The following is a 17,688-nucleotide window of genomic DNA, read 5'->3' on the forward strand; positions in this document are numbered from 1 at the left end:
CGCCGGGCCATTCCCCCGCGCGTGATTCGTGTCTAGCCTCCGCCGCATGGTCCGTATCGCCGCTCCCCTCCTCGTCATCGCGCTCGCCGGCTGCGGCGGGGCCGCGAGCCCGCCGCCCCCGGTCGAGCCCACGCCTCCGCCGGTCGTCACCCCACCCGAGCCCGAGCCCGAGCCGCCGCTCGACGACGCGCCGATGCTCGACGTCGTCTCGGCGCAGCCCACCGAGATCCTGCTCGACGGCAAGCCGATCGGGTCGACGCCGATCTCGGGGCGCAAGATCGCGCCCGGCACGCACGAGGTGACCTTCGTGGATCCGGAGCGCGGCAACCGCACGATGATGGTGACGCTCGAGCCCGGCGACGCGAAGACGGTCCAGTCGGACCCGCCGCCCTCCATCAGGGAGAACGCCGGCGACGCCAAGGGCGAGAAGCCCGAAGAGAAGAAGTAGCGCCGGCCCGCGCGGCGTCGCCGGTCCTGCGCAGGCCAGCGCCGCGAGCTCCCGCGGTGGCGGGCGATCGAGCCTACGGCCCGAGATCGCACAGGACGGCGGCGTTCGCCAGGCCGCCGTAGTGGCTCCGCGCACCCAGGTTGACCGTGGTGGCCACCCAGCGGCCGTCGCTCCAGAGCCGGGAAGGGAGCTCCGTCTCGCCGTTCGACGAGAAATGCATCCAGTCGTGGTTGCGGGTCCACGAGGTGCCGTCCGTCCGGCCGAGGTACTGGTCGAACGGCTCTGCGTTGTGCGAGGAGGCGCTCGCGACGAGCCGCCCGGGCGTGCCCGCGAGATCCTCGATGTGCGTCGTGGGAGGCAAGGCGCCGAGCCCCCAGCCGAGATCATCGCGCACGCGGTACACGCCCAGTCCCTGCGCCTTCTCCCACGCGTAGGCCTCCAGCGCGTCGGGCGGGCCGATCTGCGCGAGGGAGTCTCCGGTCGCGGGCGACTCGGACCACGCGGCGCCGTCCCATTCCACGAGTGACGGTCCCCGGGAGTCGTCCAGCGCGTGCCTGTCGCACAGCGCGACCACGGCCTGCGCGCCCGCGAGCGCGAGGCGCGCCATGATCGGATCCCGCCCGTCGCACGGCGACGCGCCGAGCGACGACCACGCGGCGCCGTCCCAGCGGTGGAGGGTGTTGTCCAGCGCGACGTAGACCTCGGACGACGCTCGCCCCACGATGTTCGAGGTGGACGCGGCCGGCAGCGACAGGTCGCGCGTCCATGCCGCGCCGTCGTGTCGCCAGACCGAGCTCACGCCGGCGTCCATCGCGACGACGAAGAGCGCGCCGTCCGGCGCCTGCCACGCCGAGCGGCCGCGGATGGCCTCGGAGCCGGCGACCGGCGCCCACGTGAGGCCGTCCGCCGAGAGTCGGGCGACGCCGTCGCCGATGGCGTAGAGCTCGTCGCGCGTGCGGCCCGCGAACGACCTCCACGTCGGCGCGGGCGACTCCACGAGCGATGTCCAGCCGGTCGGATCGAGCCGCTGGATCTGCCCGTCGGCCGCGCTGGCATAGACGACGCCCGCCGGGTCGACCCGGAGGGCCGGGGCGTCGTTCGTGGGCGGTTGCAATGGGATCGGCTCCGGGAGCGCGGGCGTCGCGACCCATGCGCCGCCGCTCCGGAGGAAGACCCGGAACATCGACGCGTCCGAGCTCGCGGCGCGGCATTTCACGCTGAGGGCCAGCGTCCCGCCCCCGGCCGCCAGGTCGGCGTAGGATGTGACGACGGCGCCGCCTCCGCAGTCCGGCGCGGGCTGCTGTACGAGCGAATCGCCCGAGACCAGGTAAAGCTCCTCGGCGCCGGAGACGAACACCTCGGTCCCGCTCCCCGCGATCGCGGCGTAGCGCTGCGGCGCCGGGCCGGAGAGCTCTCGCCAGCGGGAACCGTCCCACCGCCGGACGCCGGTGTCGTAGGTCTCGAAGAGGTGCGTCGGATCGCCCCAGAGCGAGTGGGGATTCCCGGTGCCCGCCGGGAGGATCCTGCGCCAGCCGGTCAACGGGTCGTACAGGTCGATCGTCCCCTCGAACGTGGTGAGCGCCAGGGTCCCACCGACGTTGTGGACACGGCCGGCGCCGGCCCCGGGCTCCGGATCAGCGATGTTGTACCAGGTCCCGCCGCGGCGGTACGGGAGCTGGGTGCTGTCGCTGGTGGAGATCGCAACCCAGTCCGTCCCGGCAGCGACGTTGTAGAGCGACAGGCGCGGTCCGAAGCCCGTCATCGTCCAGCCGCAGCGCGTGAGATGCAGGACGTGCGAGGAGCTCAGGTACTGGCCGCTGACGATCCACGGGCCTTCGTCCGAGATGGCAGGCGCGGGGTAATCGTAGACGGGCGGGACCTGCGACCAGCCGGTGCACGAGCCCGCGCGCCACGGGGGGCGCTGCTCGTAGGGCGCATCCGGAGGAAAGACCAACGGCGTGGCGTTGACGGGCGGCGCCGGGTCCTCGGCGGGCGTCTCCACGACGCAGCCACCGCCGGTGCCCGCGCCACCGCCGGTGCCCGCGCCGCCGCCGGTGCCCGCGCCGCCGCCGGTGCCCGCGCCGCCGCCGCCTCCCGAGCCAGCTCCCCCGCCGCCGGCCTCCGCACCCGCGGCGCCGCCTCCGCCGTCCGCACCCCCGCCGCCACCCTGCGGCGAGCCGCCCCCGCCGCCCGTGTGGCCGGCGTCGGGAGGCGCGGCACCGCTGCCGCCGTCGCCGGCCGGCGGCGAGCCACCGCCGCCGGCCGACGGGGGCGATGAGCACGCGGCCCAGGCCGCGATCAGCCCGAGCAGCAGGGCAGGTGTTCGGCAGGAGAGAGACATCACGGGGCGAGTCATAGGCGGACATTCCAGCAGATGTCCGTCGCCCTCGCGCCCCCGTCATTGCAGGCAACCCGACCCAGGTTGGGAACCGCCAGCACCGACCCAGGTTGGGAGCGCCGACCCAGGTTGGGAGCGCCGCCGCCGCTCCGACCCAGGTTGGGAGCGCCGCCGCCGCCGCCGCCGCCCCGACCCAGGTTGGGAGCGCCGCCGCCGCCGCCGCCGCCGCCGCCGCGCCGGCCCAGGGTGGCGGAAACTGGCGGAATCCCCCGCCGCCACCCTGTGAGCGGAGCAAACCATTGAAATGATTCACACCGACTCACGGCGTGGCGTTTGTCTCTGCGCTCCGGCCATGAGCCAGCCTCGCGAGATCGCCCCCGGCGCCACTTACCTGCTCACTCGTCGCGTCCTGCGCCGTCACTTCCTGTTGCGCCCCGATGTGGCCATGAACCAGCTGTTGGTCTACGCCCTCGCTGTCTCAGCGCGCCGCTACGGCGTCGAGGTTCACGCTCTTTGCGCGATGTCGACGCACCTGCACCTCGTGGTGACCGATGTGCACGGCGTGCTGCCGCGCTTCTTGCACCTCTTCCACCGCCTCGTCGCGCTGGGCACGAAGGTGCTGCGCAAGTGGGAAGGGCCAGTATGGGACCACGAGGCCACGAGCGTGGTACGGCTGCTGACGCCGGCGGCGGTGGTGGAGAAGATCGCCTACGTGCTCGCGAACCCAGTGGCCGCTGGTCTGGTCCGACATGCGAGGGAATGGCCGGGCGTCAAGGTGGATGTGGGCGAGCTAGGCTGTGGCGTGCTGCGCGCGACACGTCCCTCGGTGTATCTCGATCCGGAGAATCCACAGTGGGTCGAGGAAGCGACGCTGCCGCTGGCGCTGCCGCCGGGCATCGAACAGGAGAACGCGGGGAGCCTTCGCCATCAGATCGCTGCCGAACTCGAGCGCCTGGAAGCGCAGGCCCATGCGGAGGCGGAGCGGCAAGGGCTCCGCTTCTTGGGCGCCGAGCGAGTCAGCAGGGTCTCCCCCTACGAGCGAGCCACAAGCTCCGAGGAATTGCGCGGGCGCAATCCGACATTCGCCGTCGGCCGTGACCAGGGTGACTCGTGGCAAACCGCTGCTACCGCTGTACGTGCGTTTCGTGCGTCGTACCGTGCTGCGCTCGAACGATGGAGAGCTGGCGTGCGCAGCGTCCTGTTCCCGGTGGGGACGTGGTGGATGCGCACGTTTCACGGCGCCAACGTCAATGAGGTGGTGCTCATGGGATAGCACCCCGCGCGGGGGCGCGACAGCGAGACGGGCCGGGCTAGGCGTGGGGCGCGACGATGCCCTGGCCCAGACCGCCGTCGACGGGCAGCTCGACGCCCGTGGTGAAGGTCGCGTCGAAGGCGAGGAACAGCACGGCGCGGGCCACCTCCTCGGACGTGCCGATGCGCTTCATGGGGGTGACCTCGCGGCCCTCCTGCTCGAAGGCTGCCAGCGCCTCCGCGGAGGCCCCCGCGATGCCCATGGTTGGTGTCTTGATGAACCCGGGGCTCACCGCGTTCACGCGGATCTGCCTCGGCAGGAGCTCCGCCGCGAAGACCTGCGCGAACGACCGCAGAGCCGCCTTCGATCCGGCGTAGACGCTCATCCCGGGGCTGCCGCCCTCGTTGGCGATCGAGGTCGTGAACACGATGGCCCCGCCGTCCCGGATCAGCGGGACCAGCCGCTGCACCGTGAAGAACGCGCCCTTCGTATTGATACCGAAAGTCCAGTCGTATGAGGCCTCGGTCACCTGGTCCAGCATCTCCAGGTTCGCGACACCGACGTTGACGAACAGCAGGTCGACCTGCCCGAGCGTCTCTTTCACGGTCACGGAGAGCGCATCGACGTCCGCCATGCTCCCCGTGTCCGATCGCACGACATGCGCCTCCGGGCCGAGCTCGCGCCGCGCCGCCTCCAGGTTCCTCTCGTTCCGACCGGTGAGCAGCACCTCGGCGCCTCCGTCGAGGAGCGCCTTGACCGTGGCGAGCCCCATGCCGTGGGTCCCGCCGGTGACGACCGCTTTCTTCCCTGTATACCTCTTCATAACCAGTCCTTTCGTCAACTCAGGTTCCCTCGCGCAGCACCTTGATGAGCGCGCCCGGAGACTCGGCGCCGTAGCCTGCCGCCACTCCTTTCCGGAAGAGCCCCGTGGCGAACGCCGGAATCACGGCGTCGATCCTCGCCTCCCGGGCCTGCCGCAGGACGATCTCGGCGCCTCGCGCGCACATCTCGACCGAGCTCTCGGCGCTCTCGTACGTCCCGGCCTGGATGGCGTCGCCGTCCTGCTTGATCATCGCGCCGACGGCCGGAGCGACGTCGGCGAGCATTGAACCGAAGTCGCCCACGCGAAGGCCCTCGGCCTCGCAGATGCGAGCGCCGTGATAGAAGCCGATCAGCCCCGCGAAGACGAACGAGATGAAGGCCAGGTCCAGGGCCGACGCCGAGCCCACCTGCTCGCCGAGGTACGACACGGTGCCGGCCATGCGTTCGAGGAGCGCCTTGCTCTTCTGGAATGCCGTGGCCGAACCCGAGACGATGATGCTGCTCTCGGGCTTTCCCATCTGGCTCGGGACAGCCAGGATGGCGCCGTCGAGGTAATCGACGCCTCGCTCCTTCGCCCACGCCTCACCGTGGCGCGCGTCCTGTGGGGTCCCCGTGCTCAGCTGAACGACCACCTTGCCGGCGAGGGCGGCGGCAACCTCGGTCGCCTCCAGCAGGCGGTAGGTCGCCTGGTAATCGGCGATGCAGACGACGACGACCGAGCTCGCCTGCACGGCGGCCACGACGCTCGACGAAAGCGCCGCCCCCTCGGCGACGAGCGGCTCGGCTTTCGCGCTCGTCCGGTTCCAGACAGTGACGCGGGCGCCGCTCCGGAGCAGCGCCCCGGCGAGCGCGATGCCCATGGGACCCAGGCCGATGACCGAGACTTCACTCATACGATCTCCTCCGTTGGCTCACCCGGGTTCGATGGCGGGCGGGCGTGGTCGCCATAGATGCGGTCCTCGCGCCGGGCCGTCGCGCACGTTCGGATGCGCGGACAGCACGTTCGGCCAGCGGAGGGACGGCCGCGCGGCGCGTCGTCGGCGCCGTGGCATGGCGCGTTGCTGGGCAGCGGTGGATACTCGCGGGGATGCAAGCCACCGGTAGACAGCAGCACGCCGCGAGCGCCCCCCGGCCCCGCCTCGGGATGCGCGTCGATGTCCTCACGACCCCGGGCGGCCTGGTCGCGCTCGAGGCCATGGACGACCCTCGGCTGAGGATCCACGCGGGGTCGCCGGTCCGCGGCTCCTGCGGCGTCCACCGGTTCCTCTACACGCGCGGCGACATCGACGTCCTCCCCGCCGGGTTCGCGGACGTCTGGGAGGAGGACGACGCCAGCACGTCGCTCCTGCTACAGCTGCCCGCTTCGCTCCTGCGCCACGCGGCGATGGACATGGGGCGCGACCCCGACACCGCCGGCCTCGATCTGCGCCACCAGCTCCGGGATCCGCAGATCGAGCACATCGCCTGGGCGCTCGACGCCGAGCGCATGGCCGGCCATCCGAACGGCCTCCTCTACGCGGAGAGCCTCGGCCTCGCCCTCGCCGTGCACCTGCTCGGCCGCTTCGCGGCGCCGAGCCGGCCACCCCGCGGGCTGTCAGCGCTGCAGCTGCGGCGCCTCACGGCGTACATCGAGGAGCACCTCGACCAGAGCCTGTCCCTGGACCGGCTGGCCGGCGTCGCCGAGATCAGCGCGTCGCACCTCAAGACCCTGTTCAAGCGGTCGACGGGTCTGCCGGTGCACGAATACGTCGTCCAGCGCCGGGTGGAGCGCGCGAAGGCGCTGCTCTCGCGCGGCGACCTGCCCGCCAGCCAGGTGGCGCTCGAGGCGGGGTTCGCGCACCAGAGCCACATGGCGCGGTGCATGCGCCGCGTCCTCGGCGTGACGCCGACAGCGCTGGCGCGCCGCTCGCCCAGGCGCTGATCCGCCCGGTCACCGCGCCTCGCGCCCGCCCCCCTGCCCGCCTCCGCCGTCCCCGCCCAGGCGAGCGAGCTTGTCGGGGTTGCGCACGATGTAGATGTTCGTCGCCGCGCCGTCCTCGTCGTAGGCGAAGGACACGCAGGCCGCGGCCGAGCCGTCCTTCCACAGGACGACGCCCCGACCCCCGTTGATGTCCGTCGCTTCCCACGCATAGTCGCCCCAGTACGCGTGCAGCGCGCGGCCGATGAAATCGAGCACCTCGGCCTTCCCCTGCAGGACTTCAAGGAGGCTGGACACCTTGCCACCCCCGTCGGCGCAGAGCTCGATCTCGTCCGAGAGCAGCGCCGACAGGTGCTCCGTGCCGCCGCTCGCCACGGCCGTCTGGAAGGCGGCGAGCAGCTGCTCCTGCCGGTGCAGCGGGGTGGTGTACCGCACCTTCGACTGACCCACGTTGGCGCGCGCCCGCGAGACCAGCTTGCGGCACGTGGTCTCCTGGATGCCGAGCGTCGCCGCGATCTCCGGATAGGAGACGTCGAAGACCTCGTGGAGCAGGTACGCCGCGCGCTCCTTCGGGGTGAGGCGCTCGAGCACCAGCAGAAACGCCGTCTGGAGCGACGCCGCCAGCGACAGCCGCTCGCTCGGCTCAACCTCGGTCGGCGCGTGGATGGGCTCTGGCAGCCACGCTCCCACGTAGTCGACCCTGGCGTTGCGGGCGGCCCGCAGGAGATCGATGCACCGGCGCGTGCAGAGGGTCGTGAGCCACGAGGCCGGGTTCTCGATCGTGCTCCTGTCGGCGCTCTGCCATTTCAGGTACGTGTCTTGCACCGCGTCCTCGGCCTCCGCGCGCGAGCCGAGGATGCGGTAGGCGAGGCCGAGGAGCATCGGCCTCGTGGCCTCGAACGCCGAGACGTCGTCCTTCTCTTGCGCCATCTCAGTGCTTCGACACCTGGATGCGGTTCCACAGGTTGATCATGGCGACGGCGGAGGTCAGGACGCCGATCTCCTCCTCCGAGAAGTGCTCCCGCAGCCGCGCACGGAGGGCCGCGTAGTCGGTCCGCCGGTCGAGGACGGTCAGCGCCTCGGTCCAGGCGAGCGCGGCCCGCTCGCGCTCACTGAAATCGCTGACGTGCTCCCACACGACCACCCGGTCCAGCCGGTCGTTCGTCTCGCCGTCCTGCCGCGCCTCCCGCGTGTGCATCTTCACGCAAAACGCGCACTGGTTGATCTGCGACGCGCGCAGCTGCACGAGGTGGATGATCTTCCTGTCGAAGCCGTGCCGGTTCATCACCTCGTGCACACCGGCCAGCGCCTGCAGCACGTCCGGGATCGTCTGCTCGTATTTCACAGCGGATTTCTCGCTCACGGTGGTTCTCCTTGTCCTGGGCCGCGGGCCCCTCCACCTGACGACGATCCAGCCTTCCCGCCTGTGACGCCGGGACGGCGCCCGCGCTCGTTTTTCTGGGGTGATCATCTAACAACAAACGACTTCGTCGTTCGCGGCCGGCGTCATCCGCACCTCGAGATCTCCGGAAGCGCATCGCCGCGGAGTTTCACCTCGGGCGGTCCGATGTGGCAGCATGCGGGCCGGAGGAACTCTACCGTGCGCCTCGGGATCGATTTTGGAACCACGCGGACCGTGGTCGCGTGCTGCGACCGCGGGAACTACCCCGTCATCAGTTTTCAGGATGCGGCGGGGGACCCCGTGGACTTCTACCCCTCCGTGGCGGCCGAGCGGCAGGGGGAGCTCCGGTTCGGCTTCGACGCCCTCGCCGTCGCCTCGGACCCGGAGTGGACCGTCCTCCGCTCGTTCAAGCGCGTGCTCTCGGGCCCGCGCGCCTCGCCCGACGTCGAGGTCGAGATCGGCGGGACGAAGCTCCGGGTGCTCGATCTCCTGACCCTGTTCCTCAGGTCGCTCCGCGACGCCGTGCTGCACCGGTCGAACCGGCCGAAGAAGAAGGACGACGACGGGCGCCTCATCTGCGTCGTCGCGACCCCGGCGAACGCGCACGGGACGCAGCGCTTCGTGACGCTCGACGCCTTCCGCCGCGCCGGCTTCGAGGTCATCGCGCTCCTGAACGAGCCCTCGGCCGCCGGCTTCGAGTACACGCACCGCTACCGCAGCACCATCACGTCGAAGCGCGAGCACATCGTCGTCTACGATCTCGGGGGCGGCACCTTCGACGCGTCGCTGGTCCACATGACCGGGCGCAGCCACGACGCCGTGACGACCGCAGGGCTGAACCACCTCGGCGGCGACGACTTCGACGCCGTGCTGGCCTCGATGGCGCTCGCCGCGGCCAAGCTCGAGCGCGCGGAGCTGCCGGCGCGCGCGCTCGCCGCGCTCGCGGACCAGTGCCGCGAGGCGAAGGAGCGGCTCAACCCGAACTCCCGGCGGATCGTGATCGACCTGGAGGCGTGCCTCGGCGACCTTTCGCCTGCCCACGAGGTGACGATCTCGGCCTCCGACTTCTACGACCGGTGCGTACCGCTCGTGGAGGAGACGATCACCGCGATGCAGCCGGTGATCGCGCGCCTCGACGCCGGCGCGGGCGAGGCGCTGGCCGACATCGCGGGGATCTACGTCGTCGGCGGCGCGAGCTCGTTGCCCGTCGTCGCGCGGACGCTGCGCGAGCGCTTCGGGCGCCGCGTCCATCGCTCCCCCTACCCTTCGGCGGCGATCGCGATGGGCCTCGCCATCGCCGTCGACGAGGACGCGGGCTTCGAGCTGTCCGACCGGCTCTCGCGCCACTTCGGGGTCTTCCGGGAGAGCGGCGGCGGCGACGAGGTGGTGTTCGATCCGATCTTCGACCGGGAGGCGCGCATCCCGTCGAGCCACGAGGCGCCGGTGGTCTCGCGCCGCGTGTACCGGGCGGCGCACAACGTCGGTCGCTACCGGTTCGTCGAGTGCGCCGCGCTCGACCGGCTCGGCGTGCCCCACGGCGACATCACGGCCTTCAACGAGGTCGTGTTCCCCTTCGACCGGCGGCTCCGCGACCGCGCCGCCGAGCTCGCCGCCGTGCCCGTGCAGCGCGTGAGCGACGAGGGGCCGCTGATCGAGGAGCAGTACGCGATCACCTCGCACGGCATCGTCGAGGTGACGATCACCGACGTGGAGGCGGGCTACCAGCGCGTCTATCAGGTCGGGGCGTGAGCGCGCCGGGCGCGGCCTGAATCCATCCGCGCTCGGCCGCGGCTGCGCGCGTTCTTCGACGTCACGAGAGGAGCCGGCGCAGCACCTCGATCACGACCGGCAGGGTCGCCAGCGCCCCGAGCGTCGTCACGACCGCGGTGGCCGCGGCGAACTCGCCGTCGCAGCCGTACCGCGCGGCGACGATCACGGACACCATGGAGGTCGGCATGGCGGACTGCAGCACCGCCACCTCCGACACGGGGCGCTTCAGGCCGAGCGCGAGCGCGGCGCCGAGCGCGACGGCGGGGCACAGGAGCAGCTTCACCGCGGCGACGGCCGCGAGCGGCCGCACGCGGCCGCGGAGGGAGCGCAGGTCGAGGCTCAGGCCGAGCGCAAGGAACACGAGCGTCGGGGTCACGCTGCCGAGCGCGTCGAGCGCGCGCTCCACCCACACCGGCAGCGGGAGCGGCAGGGCGTGGAGCGCCATGCCGACGGCGATCGACAGCACGTTGGGGTGCAGGAGCACCGTGAGCAGGCTCCGCGCGTCCACGCCGCCGCCTCCGCCCATGCGCGCGACGAGCGCCACGCCGAACGTCCAGAGCAGCAGCGTCGTGACGATGCTGTCGACGAGGATCGCCGTCCCCGCCGCGCCGCCGGTGTGGCCGTAGAGGGCCAGCACGACGGGGACGCCGAGGAAGCCGGTGTTGGAGAAGCTGCCGACGACGCCGGCGGCGCCCTGCGCGGCGCGCGGCAGCCCGAGCGCGCGCGCGACCGCGACGCCCGCGAGGGCGCACGCGAAGAGCGCGATCGACGAGGCGGCGACCGCGCCCCAGGCGCCGTGGCCGAGGCCCGAGCGGCGCAGCACCGAGACGATCAGCGCGGGCGTGGTGACGTCGATGACCAGCCGATGGAGGACAGCGGCGTCCGCCTGGCCGCCGCGGCCGAGCGCGCGCAGCAGCACGCCGACCCCGAGCACCGCGAAGAGGGCAAGGAGCTGCGAGATCAGGTCGCCTGACGGCACGGGCGGCTTTTAGCTCCGCGGCGGGCGGCGTCCAGCGATAGGAGGAGCACGCGCACGCGCGCGCACGAAAGAGGGGGATCGAAACGGGAGACGAAAGACGCGGGAGGACACGGCGCGGGCGATTCGGCAGCCCGCGCGGATCCTCTCCTCAGAGGCTCAGGGCACGAGCTCCTGCACCGCCTGCACGATCGCCTGCGGATTCATGCCCAGCCGGTCCAGCACGATGTCGCCGGGAGCGCTCGTGCCGTAGCGATCGATCCCGAGGGCGAGCCCCTTGGAGCCGACCCACCGGTGCCAGCCGAAGGTGACGCCGGCCTCGAGGGACACGCGCCGCGTACACGCGGCGGGCAGCACGGCCTCCTGGTAACCGCGGTCCTGGCGCGCGAACCGCTCGATGCACGGCATCGACACGACGCGGACGCCGGGGCCGAGCCGCTTCGCGGCCTCGACCGCGTGCTGCACCTCGCTGCCCGTCGCGATCAGGATCGTCTCGAGCGCCGCCGTCTCCTTGACGAGGACGTAAGCGCCGCGCCGCACGCCCTCGCGCTTCGCGGCGGCGTCGCCCGGCAGCATCGGGACGGCCTGCCTCGTGAGCGCGAGGACCGTCGGGCCGTCGGTGCGCTCCAGCGCGGAGATCCATGCGCCGGCCGTCTCCTCGGCGTCCGCCGGCCGGATGACGTCCAGATCGACGATGGCGCGCAGCCCGGCGACGGTCTCCACCGGCTGGTGCGTCGGCCCGTCCTCGCCCACGCCCACCGAGTCGTGCGTGAAGATGTAGATGACCGGCAGGTGCGACAGCGCCGCCAGGCGGATGCTCGGCCGCAGGTAGTCGGCGAACACGAGGAACGTCGCGCCGCTCGGGCGCAGGCCGCCGTGGTAGGCGATGCCGTTCATGATCGCGCCCATGCCGTGCTCGCGGATGCCGGCGCGGATGTTCCGGCCGCCCGGGTGCTCCGGATCGAAGTCGGTGCTCGACGCGATGTAGTTGAACGTCGAGCCGTAGAGATCCGCGCTCGACCCGATGAGCGCCGGCACCGCCTCGGCGACGGCCTGCAGCACCGTCTCGCCGGCCTTGCGCGTGGCGACCTTGGTGCCGGCGGCGAAGGCGGGCACGCGCGCGTCGAGGTCCGCCGGCACCTTCCTCGCGGTGCCCTCGTCGAGCTGCCGGGCGAGCTCCGGGTTCTTCGCGCGCCACGCCTGGAACGTCGCCTCCCACGCCCCGCGCACCTTGCCGAGCGCTTCCTTGCGCTTCGCGAAGAACTGCTTGACCTCCTCGCTCACATAGAAGTGCTCCGGGGGCAGCCCCAGGCTCTTGCGCGCCTGATCCACGAACTTGGCGCCGCCCTCGCCGTGCGCCTTCTGCGTGCCAGCGACCTCGGGGATCCCCTTGCCGATCTGGGTGTGGGCCACGACGAACCTGGGCTTTCCGCTCTTCGACGCCCGCGCCTGGCCGAGCACCCGGTGGACGGCCTCCAGATCGTTGCCCTGCTCGACGTGGAGCACCTCGAAGCCGTAGGCCTCGAAGCGCTTGGCCGTGTCCTCGCTCTGGGTCTTCACGGCCATCGCGTCGAGGGTGACGTCATTGGCGTCGTAGATGAGGACCAGGTTGTCGAGCTTGAAGTGGCCCGCGAAGGAGGCCGCCTCGGCGGCCACGCCCTCCTGGAGGCAGCCGTCGCCGGCAAGGCAGTAGACGGTCAGATCGAAGATCGTGTGCTCCTGCGTGTTGTAGCGGGCGGCCAGCATCTTGGCGGCCACCGCGTGCCCCACCGCGTTGCCCACGCCCTGGCCCAGCGGGCCCGTCGTCGCCTCGACACCCTCGGTGTAGTGGTACTCCGGGTGGCCAGGCGTCTTCGACTCCCACTGCCGGAAGCGGCGGATGTCGTCGATGGACACCGGGTAGCCCGAGAGGTGCAGCCAACTGTACAGGAACATGCTCCCGTGGCCGGCGGACAGGACGAAGCGATCGCGGTTCAACCAGTGCGGTTCGCTCGGATCGTGGCGGAGGAGGTCGCCATAGAGAGCGGCTCCGACCTCGGCGGCCCCGAGCGGCAGGCCGAGATGACCGGACGAGCAGGCGTGGACGGCGTCCATGGCGAGGCCGCGGGCCATCGTGCACGCGGCGGCGAGCTTGGCAAAATCAGGCATGGCGCGCACTCTAACCTACTTCGCCGCGAAGCGCGCCCCTTCGCTCACCCTCGCCTCCCCCTCCCGGCCGGCGTCGGGTCTACCTGGAGAGGGCCCCTCGGCGCGCGCTCGATGTCCACGATTTCTCGGGATGCGCGAGGATCGCCGGTCGCCGGCTTGGCCGAGCGCGGCCCGACCCAGGTTGGCAGGACCGCCACCCGACCCAGGTTGGCAGCGCCGCCACCCGACCCAGGTTGGCAGCGCCGCCACCCGACCCAGGTTGGCAGCGCCGCCACCCGACCCAGGTTGGCAGCGCCGCCACCCGACCCAGGTTGGCAGGGCCGCGCGGGGAGGTGCAGCGCGGCGAGCGCCGGCCCGGCGTGGTGGAAGCTCGCGGGCGCCGGCGGCCGTCCCCCCTGACGCGCGCGATCGCGTGCGTCAGGGGGCGAAGACCGTGATGAAGCCGTCCCTGTCCGCGGCGGTGAGCGGGCCGGTGCCGAAATCGGCTGTACCCGTGAGCTCGCCGACCAGCGCGATATGGTCGTCGCGAAAGGTTGTCATGCCCGCGATCGTGGCGGGCGTGTCCGTGAACGTGCGGCGCCAGAGCTCCGCGCCGGAAGCATCGAGCTTGACGAGGGACTGTCCTCCCAGGACGATGACGTTCCCGGCCGAGTCCGTGGCCACGGCGTCGCTCGGAGACTCTCGGTGCCAGAGGTAGTCGCCGAGCGGGCTCATCTTCACCACGAAGTGCGTTCCGCGATCGATGGGCCCACCGCCGAGATCGAGGCTTCCCAGGCTGTGGCCCACGACCAGGATGTTGTCCTCGGGGTCGACGGCGACGTCCTTCGCCTCGCCGCCGTCATCCGAGAAGTGCGATTCGGATCCGGACAGGAGCTTTCGCCAGAGCACGGTGCCCGCAGGGTCTCGCTTCTGGACGTCGAAGTAGAAGTCGCAGGGACATAGCCCTACGCCCGAGGCGTGCGCCATGGCCACGACGACGTTGCCGGCGCTGTCCACGGCGACCCCGCCTGGCCAGTCGCTGTACGTCCGGTTGGAGAAACCCCACATGTACTCGCCCGCCGCATTGTATGTCACCAGGGTCATGCCCACGTCGACGGAGCTCGGGTAGGCCAGGAGCACAGAGGGGCTGTCCGCGGCACCGGCCGCGATGTCTCGTAGGACGACCGAGATCGCGGTGCTCCCGGTGGTGTAGCCGCGGCTCCAGAGGTGGTTCCCGTCCGGATCGAGCTTGACCAGGAAGACGGCGCTCGAGGAGAAGTCGTAGGCCCAGGGGAGCGGGCCGCCTCCGAAGTCGACCGGCGGCGGCCCATCGAAGACGGCGCCGCCATAGCTCCCGCCGAGGAGGATGTTGCCGCTCGCGTCGAGCGCGATCTTCGTCCCTGCTTCCCCGTAGGGGCTGCTGCCGAACCGCCTGCTCCATATCGCATGGCCTGCCGGGTCGAGCTTGAGCACGAACACGTCCGCGGATCCTGCGCTCACGAGCGGCCCCGCTCCGAAATCGACCGTCCCCTCAAAAGCGCCCGTCACATAGAGATTTCCCTCGGCATCCGTTGCGACGGCGTAGGTGGAGTCGGCGCCGGCGCCCCCCAGAGCGGCGGACCACAGCGGCAGAGGCAAGCATTGGCCCACGCCGTCGCAGTCCTCGTCGGCGTCCGTGGCGCAGTCTTCAGCAGAGGGCGTGTTCTCACCGGTACACGGGCCATAGCCGGATCCGTCTGGCAGGCAGGTTTGAGCGCCGGAGGTGCAGAGTCCTACCTCTTGCGTCTCCGGGGGCCCCGAATAGCAGCTCAGCTGCGACCCCGGCACGCAAACAGCTGTGCCGCCTCCCTGCCCCCCGCCGCCGGTCGCCGGTTCTCCCCCGCCGCCTCCCTGCCCCCCGCCGCCTCCCTGCCCCCCGCCGCTGGTCGCCGGCTCTCCCCCGCCGCCTCCCTGCCCCCCGCCGCCGGTCGCCGGTTCTCCCCCGCCGCCTCCCTGCCCTCCGCCGCCTCCCTGCCCCCCGCTACCGCCGGTCGCCGGCGCTCCCCCGCCGCCTCCCTGCCCCCCGCCGCCGCCACCTCCGCTCGTGCAGCCGATGGCCAGCGACATCGCCAGCATCGCGGCCCCTCTGAACCCCTGCCACACTCCGGTGCCTCTGTATCCCATGCGCTCCATCTTTCGTTGACAGGCAACTGGTATCCGAACGCTCCCCTGGCGCTGGACGCGGGGGAGCCCAGACCACGATGTGCTAGATGCCGCGATGCGCGCGCGCATTCATCCCCTGCTCATCGACCCTGGAGGTTCCGGCTTGTCCATCTCTGAACAGCGATCTGCTCGGCCTACCCCCTCCGCCGGTCTGCTCGAATGGACCGCCCCGGCGTGGCGTTCCCGCTGGCTCAGCGCGTCCTCTGGGCTGGCGCTCGCGCTCGGCGGGGTCGCGTGTGAGGATCAGCGCGTCGTGATCGGCGCGTTCGCGCCCGAGCGGCCGCGGTTCACAGCACCGCAGGAGGTCGCCACGCTCAACGACGACACCGCCAGGGACGAAGACCCGACCCTCACAGGCGATCTGCTCGAGATCCACTTCATGTCCGAGCGCGGCGCGAGCCAGGATATCTGGGTCTCGCGGCGGGCGGACCTGGGCTCGCCCTGGGAGACGCCGACCGTCGAGCTCGCGGAGAAGCTCAACAGCGCGGACGACGACGACACGCCTGCCATCTCGAACGACGGGCTCAGGATGTGGTTCTTCCGCAAGAGCGAGCAACAATCAGGCATCTGGATGTCCGAGCGCGCGAGCCGGGGCGACCCCTGGGGCGAGCCCTCCTACGTCGACGCGCTCAACCCCGGCCGCGACGATGGCACGCAGGCGATGAACCCTCACGTCGATCTGCCCGAGCTCCGCGCCGTGATCGGCCTGAACGGCCCTGAAACCCAGGGTTGGGACCTCGCGATCGCGTCCCGCGAGCGCCCGGAGGACGACTGGGGCGAGTTCGTTCCGCTCGCCGAGCTGAGCGACGCGGGCGACCAGCTCGCGCCCTTCCTGTTCGACGACGGCCGGCAGATCCTGTTCCGTTCGGGGGACGACCTGTTCTGGGCGCGACGCCCGGGAACGAACGGCGCCTTCGAGCCGCCGCAGGCGCTCGACGAGGTGAACGTACCGGATGCGCGCGAGAACGATCCTTACCTGTCGCCGGACGGGTCCATCCTGTTCTTCTCCTCGGAGCGGAGCGGCGGGACCGACATCTACGAGGCCCGCCGCATCGCACCATGAACGGCCGGCGCGTCGAAGCGACCCGATGCGGGTCGGGGTAGCAGCCAGCCGTACGTCGCCCCGCCCGAACCTGGGTCGGGTCGCTTCTTCAGGGCGGCGCCGACGACACGAAGGGGGTAGTCATCGACGACCTGTGTGGCGCAGCCCACCCTCCTCTTCCGCCCACAAAACACATGTGAAAGCTGATCGTCCCGTGGTACGAGAGGAAAGAGTCAGGGGGAATGTCCTCTGCGGCAGAACCGCACTGCTCACAGTGCATGTGTCTGCGCGCTCGCTGTCCGGCGAGACATGCCGACCGGGCGCGGGAGGCTCGTTCAGGCGTACCGAGACCGGCAGAGATCGATGCAAGAGCAAGAAACGCCGCCGTCTGGGCTCGTCCTCATCGTGGACGACAGCGCGGACAACCTGAACGTGCTGTCGGACGCGCTCATGTCGGATGGACTGGAGGTCGCCGTCGCGCGCGACGGCGAGGAGGCGATCGAGCTGGCCGGCCGGTCTCAGCCGGACCTCATCTTGCTCGACGCGCTGATGCCCGGCCTCAGCGGGTTCGAGGCGTGCCGGCGGCTCAAGGCCGACGCGGCGACGCGGAGCATCCCCGTCATCTTCATGACGGCGCTCGCGGAAGCGAAGTTCAGGCTCCAGGGCTTTCGCGTGGGCGCCGTGGACTATGTGACCAAGCCGTTCGAGAAGACCGAGCTGCTGGCGCGGGTGCACACCCAGGTCTCGCTCCGGCGCGCGACGCGGGCTCTCGAGGAGCAGAATGCGAGGCTCTCGGACGAGGTCCGGGAGCGCGTCAGGGCCGAGGAGGCGCTGGCGGAGGCCGCGCAGAAGCTGCGCGACGCGAACGCGCAGCTCTCGCATCAGCTGACGCAGAACGAGCGCGCCGAAGCGGCCAGGGCGGCGCTGCAGGACCAGGTCATCGCGGCCCAGCGGGAGCGGCTCCTCGAGCTCTCCGCGCCGCTCATTCCGATCATCGATGGCGTCCTCGTGATGCCCCTCGTCGGCGCGGTGGACGTCGAGCGTGCCAGGCAAGCCGTCCAGACAGCGCTGTACGGAGCGAGCGAGCGCGGGGCGGACCATCTCATCATCGACATCACCGGTGTCAGGGCGGTGGATGAGACCGTCGCGCGCATGCTCGTCCAGGCGGCGATGGGGCTCTCCCTGATCGGCACGCGAACGGTCGTCACGGGCATCCGCGCCGAGGTGGCGCAGACGCTCGTGGGGCTCGACCTGCACCTCGATTGCCTCGTGACGAAGGCCACCCTGCAGTCGGGCGTGGAGCACGCGCTGCGGACGCGCGGTCGTCGCCGGGGCGAGGGCGAGCCCTGAGGACCGGATGAATCCGTCGTTCCCCGGCCTCTCCGCCGGGC

14 protein-coding genes and 1 pseudogene are annotated in these 17,688 nt (G+C 71.5%); 6 read left to right on the forward strand and 9 right to left on the reverse strand.

The genetic code is table 11. The features are described 5' to 3' along the window. Positions 1-46 precede the first annotated feature (46 nt). Positions 47-448: a PEGA domain-containing protein gene (locus WMF36_RS21245; protein WP_437581439.1), complete on the forward strand. Its 402-nt coding sequence runs from the start codon at positions 47-49 to the stop codon at positions 446-448. A 73-nt stretch (positions 449-521) separates the two neighbouring features. Here WMF36_RS21245 and WMF36_RS21250 read toward each other — a convergent pair whose 3' ends face one another. Further along, positions 522-2,792 (reverse strand): hypothetical protein, encoded by a 2,271-nt coding sequence (locus WMF36_RS21250; RefSeq protein ID WP_437581440.1) that lies wholly within the window; start codon positions 2,790-2,792, stop codon positions 522-524. A 346-nt stretch (positions 2,793-3,138) separates the two neighbouring features. On the opposite strand from WMF36_RS21250, the gene WMF36_RS21255 reads away from it, so the two are divergent. Beyond that, positions 3,139-4,059 carry a transposase gene (locus tag WMF36_RS21255; RefSeq protein ID WP_437581441.1) on the forward strand — a complete coding sequence of 307 codons (921 nt, stop codon included), beginning with the start codon at positions 3,139-3,141 and terminating at the stop codon, positions 4,057-4,059. Between the two features lie 37 nt (positions 4,060-4,096). Here WMF36_RS21255 and WMF36_RS21260 read toward each other — a convergent pair whose 3' ends face one another. Both WMF36_RS21260 and WMF36_RS21265 read right to left on the reverse strand, forming a co-directional pair. Continuing rightward, positions 4,097-4,861 (reverse strand): SDR family oxidoreductase, encoded by a 765-nt coding sequence (locus WMF36_RS21260; RefSeq protein WP_437581442.1) that lies wholly within the window; start codon positions 4,859-4,861, stop codon positions 4,097-4,099. A gap of 19 nt (positions 4,862-4,880) precedes the next feature. Further along, positions 4,881-5,753, reverse strand: a complete 873-nt coding sequence (locus tag WMF36_RS21265) for an NAD(P)-dependent oxidoreductase (RefSeq protein ID WP_437581443.1) — start codon at positions 5,751-5,753, stop codon at positions 4,881-4,883. A gap of 194 nt (positions 5,754-5,947) precedes the next feature. Between WMF36_RS21265 and WMF36_RS21270 the strand changes: the two genes are divergently transcribed. Continuing rightward, on the forward strand, positions 5,948-6,781 hold the full coding sequence (locus tag WMF36_RS21270) for a helix-turn-helix domain-containing protein (RefSeq protein ID WP_437581444.1): 834 nt from the start codon (positions 5,948-5,950) through the stop codon (positions 6,779-6,781). A gap of 9 nt (positions 6,782-6,790) precedes the next feature. Here WMF36_RS21270 and sigJ read toward each other — a convergent pair whose 3' ends face one another. Beyond that, a complete protein-coding gene (gene sigJ, locus WMF36_RS21275) occupies positions 6,791-7,708 on the reverse strand; it encodes an RNA polymerase sigma factor SigJ (protein WP_437581445.1) in 918 nt (305 codons plus the stop codon). A 1-nt stretch (position 7,709) separates the two neighbouring features. After that, positions 7,710-8,141, reverse strand: coding sequence for a carboxymuconolactone decarboxylase family protein (locus WMF36_RS21280; protein ID WP_437581446.1), 432 nt, complete (start codon positions 8,139-8,141; stop codon positions 7,710-7,712). A gap of 237 nt (positions 8,142-8,378) precedes the next feature. Here WMF36_RS21280 and WMF36_RS21285 point away from each other — a divergent pair, with 237 nt between their 5' ends. Continuing rightward, positions 8,379-9,929: an Hsp70 family protein gene (locus WMF36_RS21285; protein WP_437581447.1), complete on the forward strand. Its 1,551-nt coding sequence runs from the start codon at positions 8,379-8,381 to the stop codon at positions 9,927-9,929. 61 nt (positions 9,930-9,990) lie between these two features. On the opposite strand, the gene WMF36_RS21290 is transcribed toward WMF36_RS21285, so the two are convergent. The 4 genes and pseudogenes from WMF36_RS21290 to WMF36_RS21305 all read right to left on the reverse strand — a co-directional run. Continuing rightward, positions 9,991-10,929 carry an AEC family transporter gene (locus WMF36_RS21290; protein WP_437581448.1) on the reverse strand — a complete coding sequence of 313 codons (939 nt, stop codon included), beginning with the start codon at positions 10,927-10,929 and terminating at the stop codon, positions 9,991-9,993. A 156-nt stretch (positions 10,930-11,085) separates the two neighbouring features. Then, positions 11,086-13,074, reverse strand: coding sequence for a transketolase (tkt, locus tag WMF36_RS21295; RefSeq protein WP_437581449.1), 1,989 nt, complete (start codon positions 13,072-13,074; stop codon positions 11,086-11,088). Positions 13,075-13,491: 417 nt separating this feature from the next. After that, positions 13,492-14,601 carry a hypothetical protein gene (locus WMF36_RS21300; protein ID WP_437582071.1) on the reverse strand — a complete coding sequence of 370 codons (1,110 nt, stop codon included), beginning with the start codon at positions 14,599-14,601 and terminating at the stop codon, positions 13,492-13,494. A gap of 3 nt (positions 14,602-14,604) precedes the next feature. Beyond that, positions 14,605-15,324 (reverse strand): annotated as a pseudogene (locus tag WMF36_RS21305) (hypothetical protein); the annotation flags it as partial. A 184-nt stretch (positions 15,325-15,508) separates the two neighbouring features. On the opposite strand from WMF36_RS21305, the gene WMF36_RS21310 reads away from it, so the two are divergent. Together WMF36_RS21310 and WMF36_RS21315 are read left to right on the forward strand one after the other, a co-directional pair. Further along, complete coding sequence (locus WMF36_RS21310) at positions 15,509-16,318, forward strand: hypothetical protein (RefSeq protein ID WP_437581450.1); 810 nt, start codon at positions 15,509-15,511, stop codon at positions 16,316-16,318. Positions 16,319-16,660: 342 nt separating this feature from the next. Then, a complete protein-coding gene (locus WMF36_RS21315; protein ID WP_437581451.1) occupies positions 16,661-17,647 on the forward strand; it encodes a response regulator in 987 nt (328 codons plus the stop codon). Positions 17,648-17,688 lie beyond the last annotated feature (41 nt).

It is taken from the genome of Sorangium sp. So ce887, assembly GCF_051521455.1.
In the GTDB taxonomy this organism is placed as follows: domain Bacteria; phylum Myxococcota_A; class Polyangia; order Polyangiales; family Polyangiaceae; genus Sorangium.

Bases quoted from the DNA above. Each gene is read 5' to 3' on its own strand.
- WMF36_RS21260 (WP_437581442.1), bottom strand. From the start codon at position 4,861: ATGAAGAGGTATACAGGGAAGAAAGCGGTCGTCACCGGCGGGACCCAC.
- WMF36_RS21315 (WP_437581451.1), top strand. From the start codon at position 16,661: ATGCAAGAGCAAGAAACGCCGCCGTCTGGGCTCGTCCTCATCGTGGAC.
- tkt (WP_437581449.1), bottom strand. From the start codon at position 13,074: ATGCCTGATTTTGCCAAGCTCGCCGCCGCGTGCACGATGGCCCGCGGC.
- WMF36_RS21255 (WP_437581441.1), top strand. From the start codon at position 3,139: ATGAGCCAGCCTCGCGAGATCGCCCCCGGCGCCACTTACCTGCTCACT.
- sigJ (WP_437581445.1), bottom strand. From the start codon at position 7,708: ATGGCGCAAGAGAAGGACGACGTCTCGGCGTTCGAGGCCACGAGGCCG.
- WMF36_RS21265 (WP_437581443.1), bottom strand. From the start codon at position 5,753: ATGAGTGAAGTCTCGGTCATCGGCCTGGGTCCCATGGGCATCGCGCTC.
- WMF36_RS21245 (WP_437581439.1), top strand. From the start codon at position 47: ATGGTCCGTATCGCCGCTCCCCTCCTCGTCATCGCGCTCGCCGGCTGC.
- WMF36_RS21270 (WP_437581444.1), top strand. From the start codon at position 5,948: ATGCAAGCCACCGGTAGACAGCAGCACGCCGCGAGCGCCCCCCGGCCC.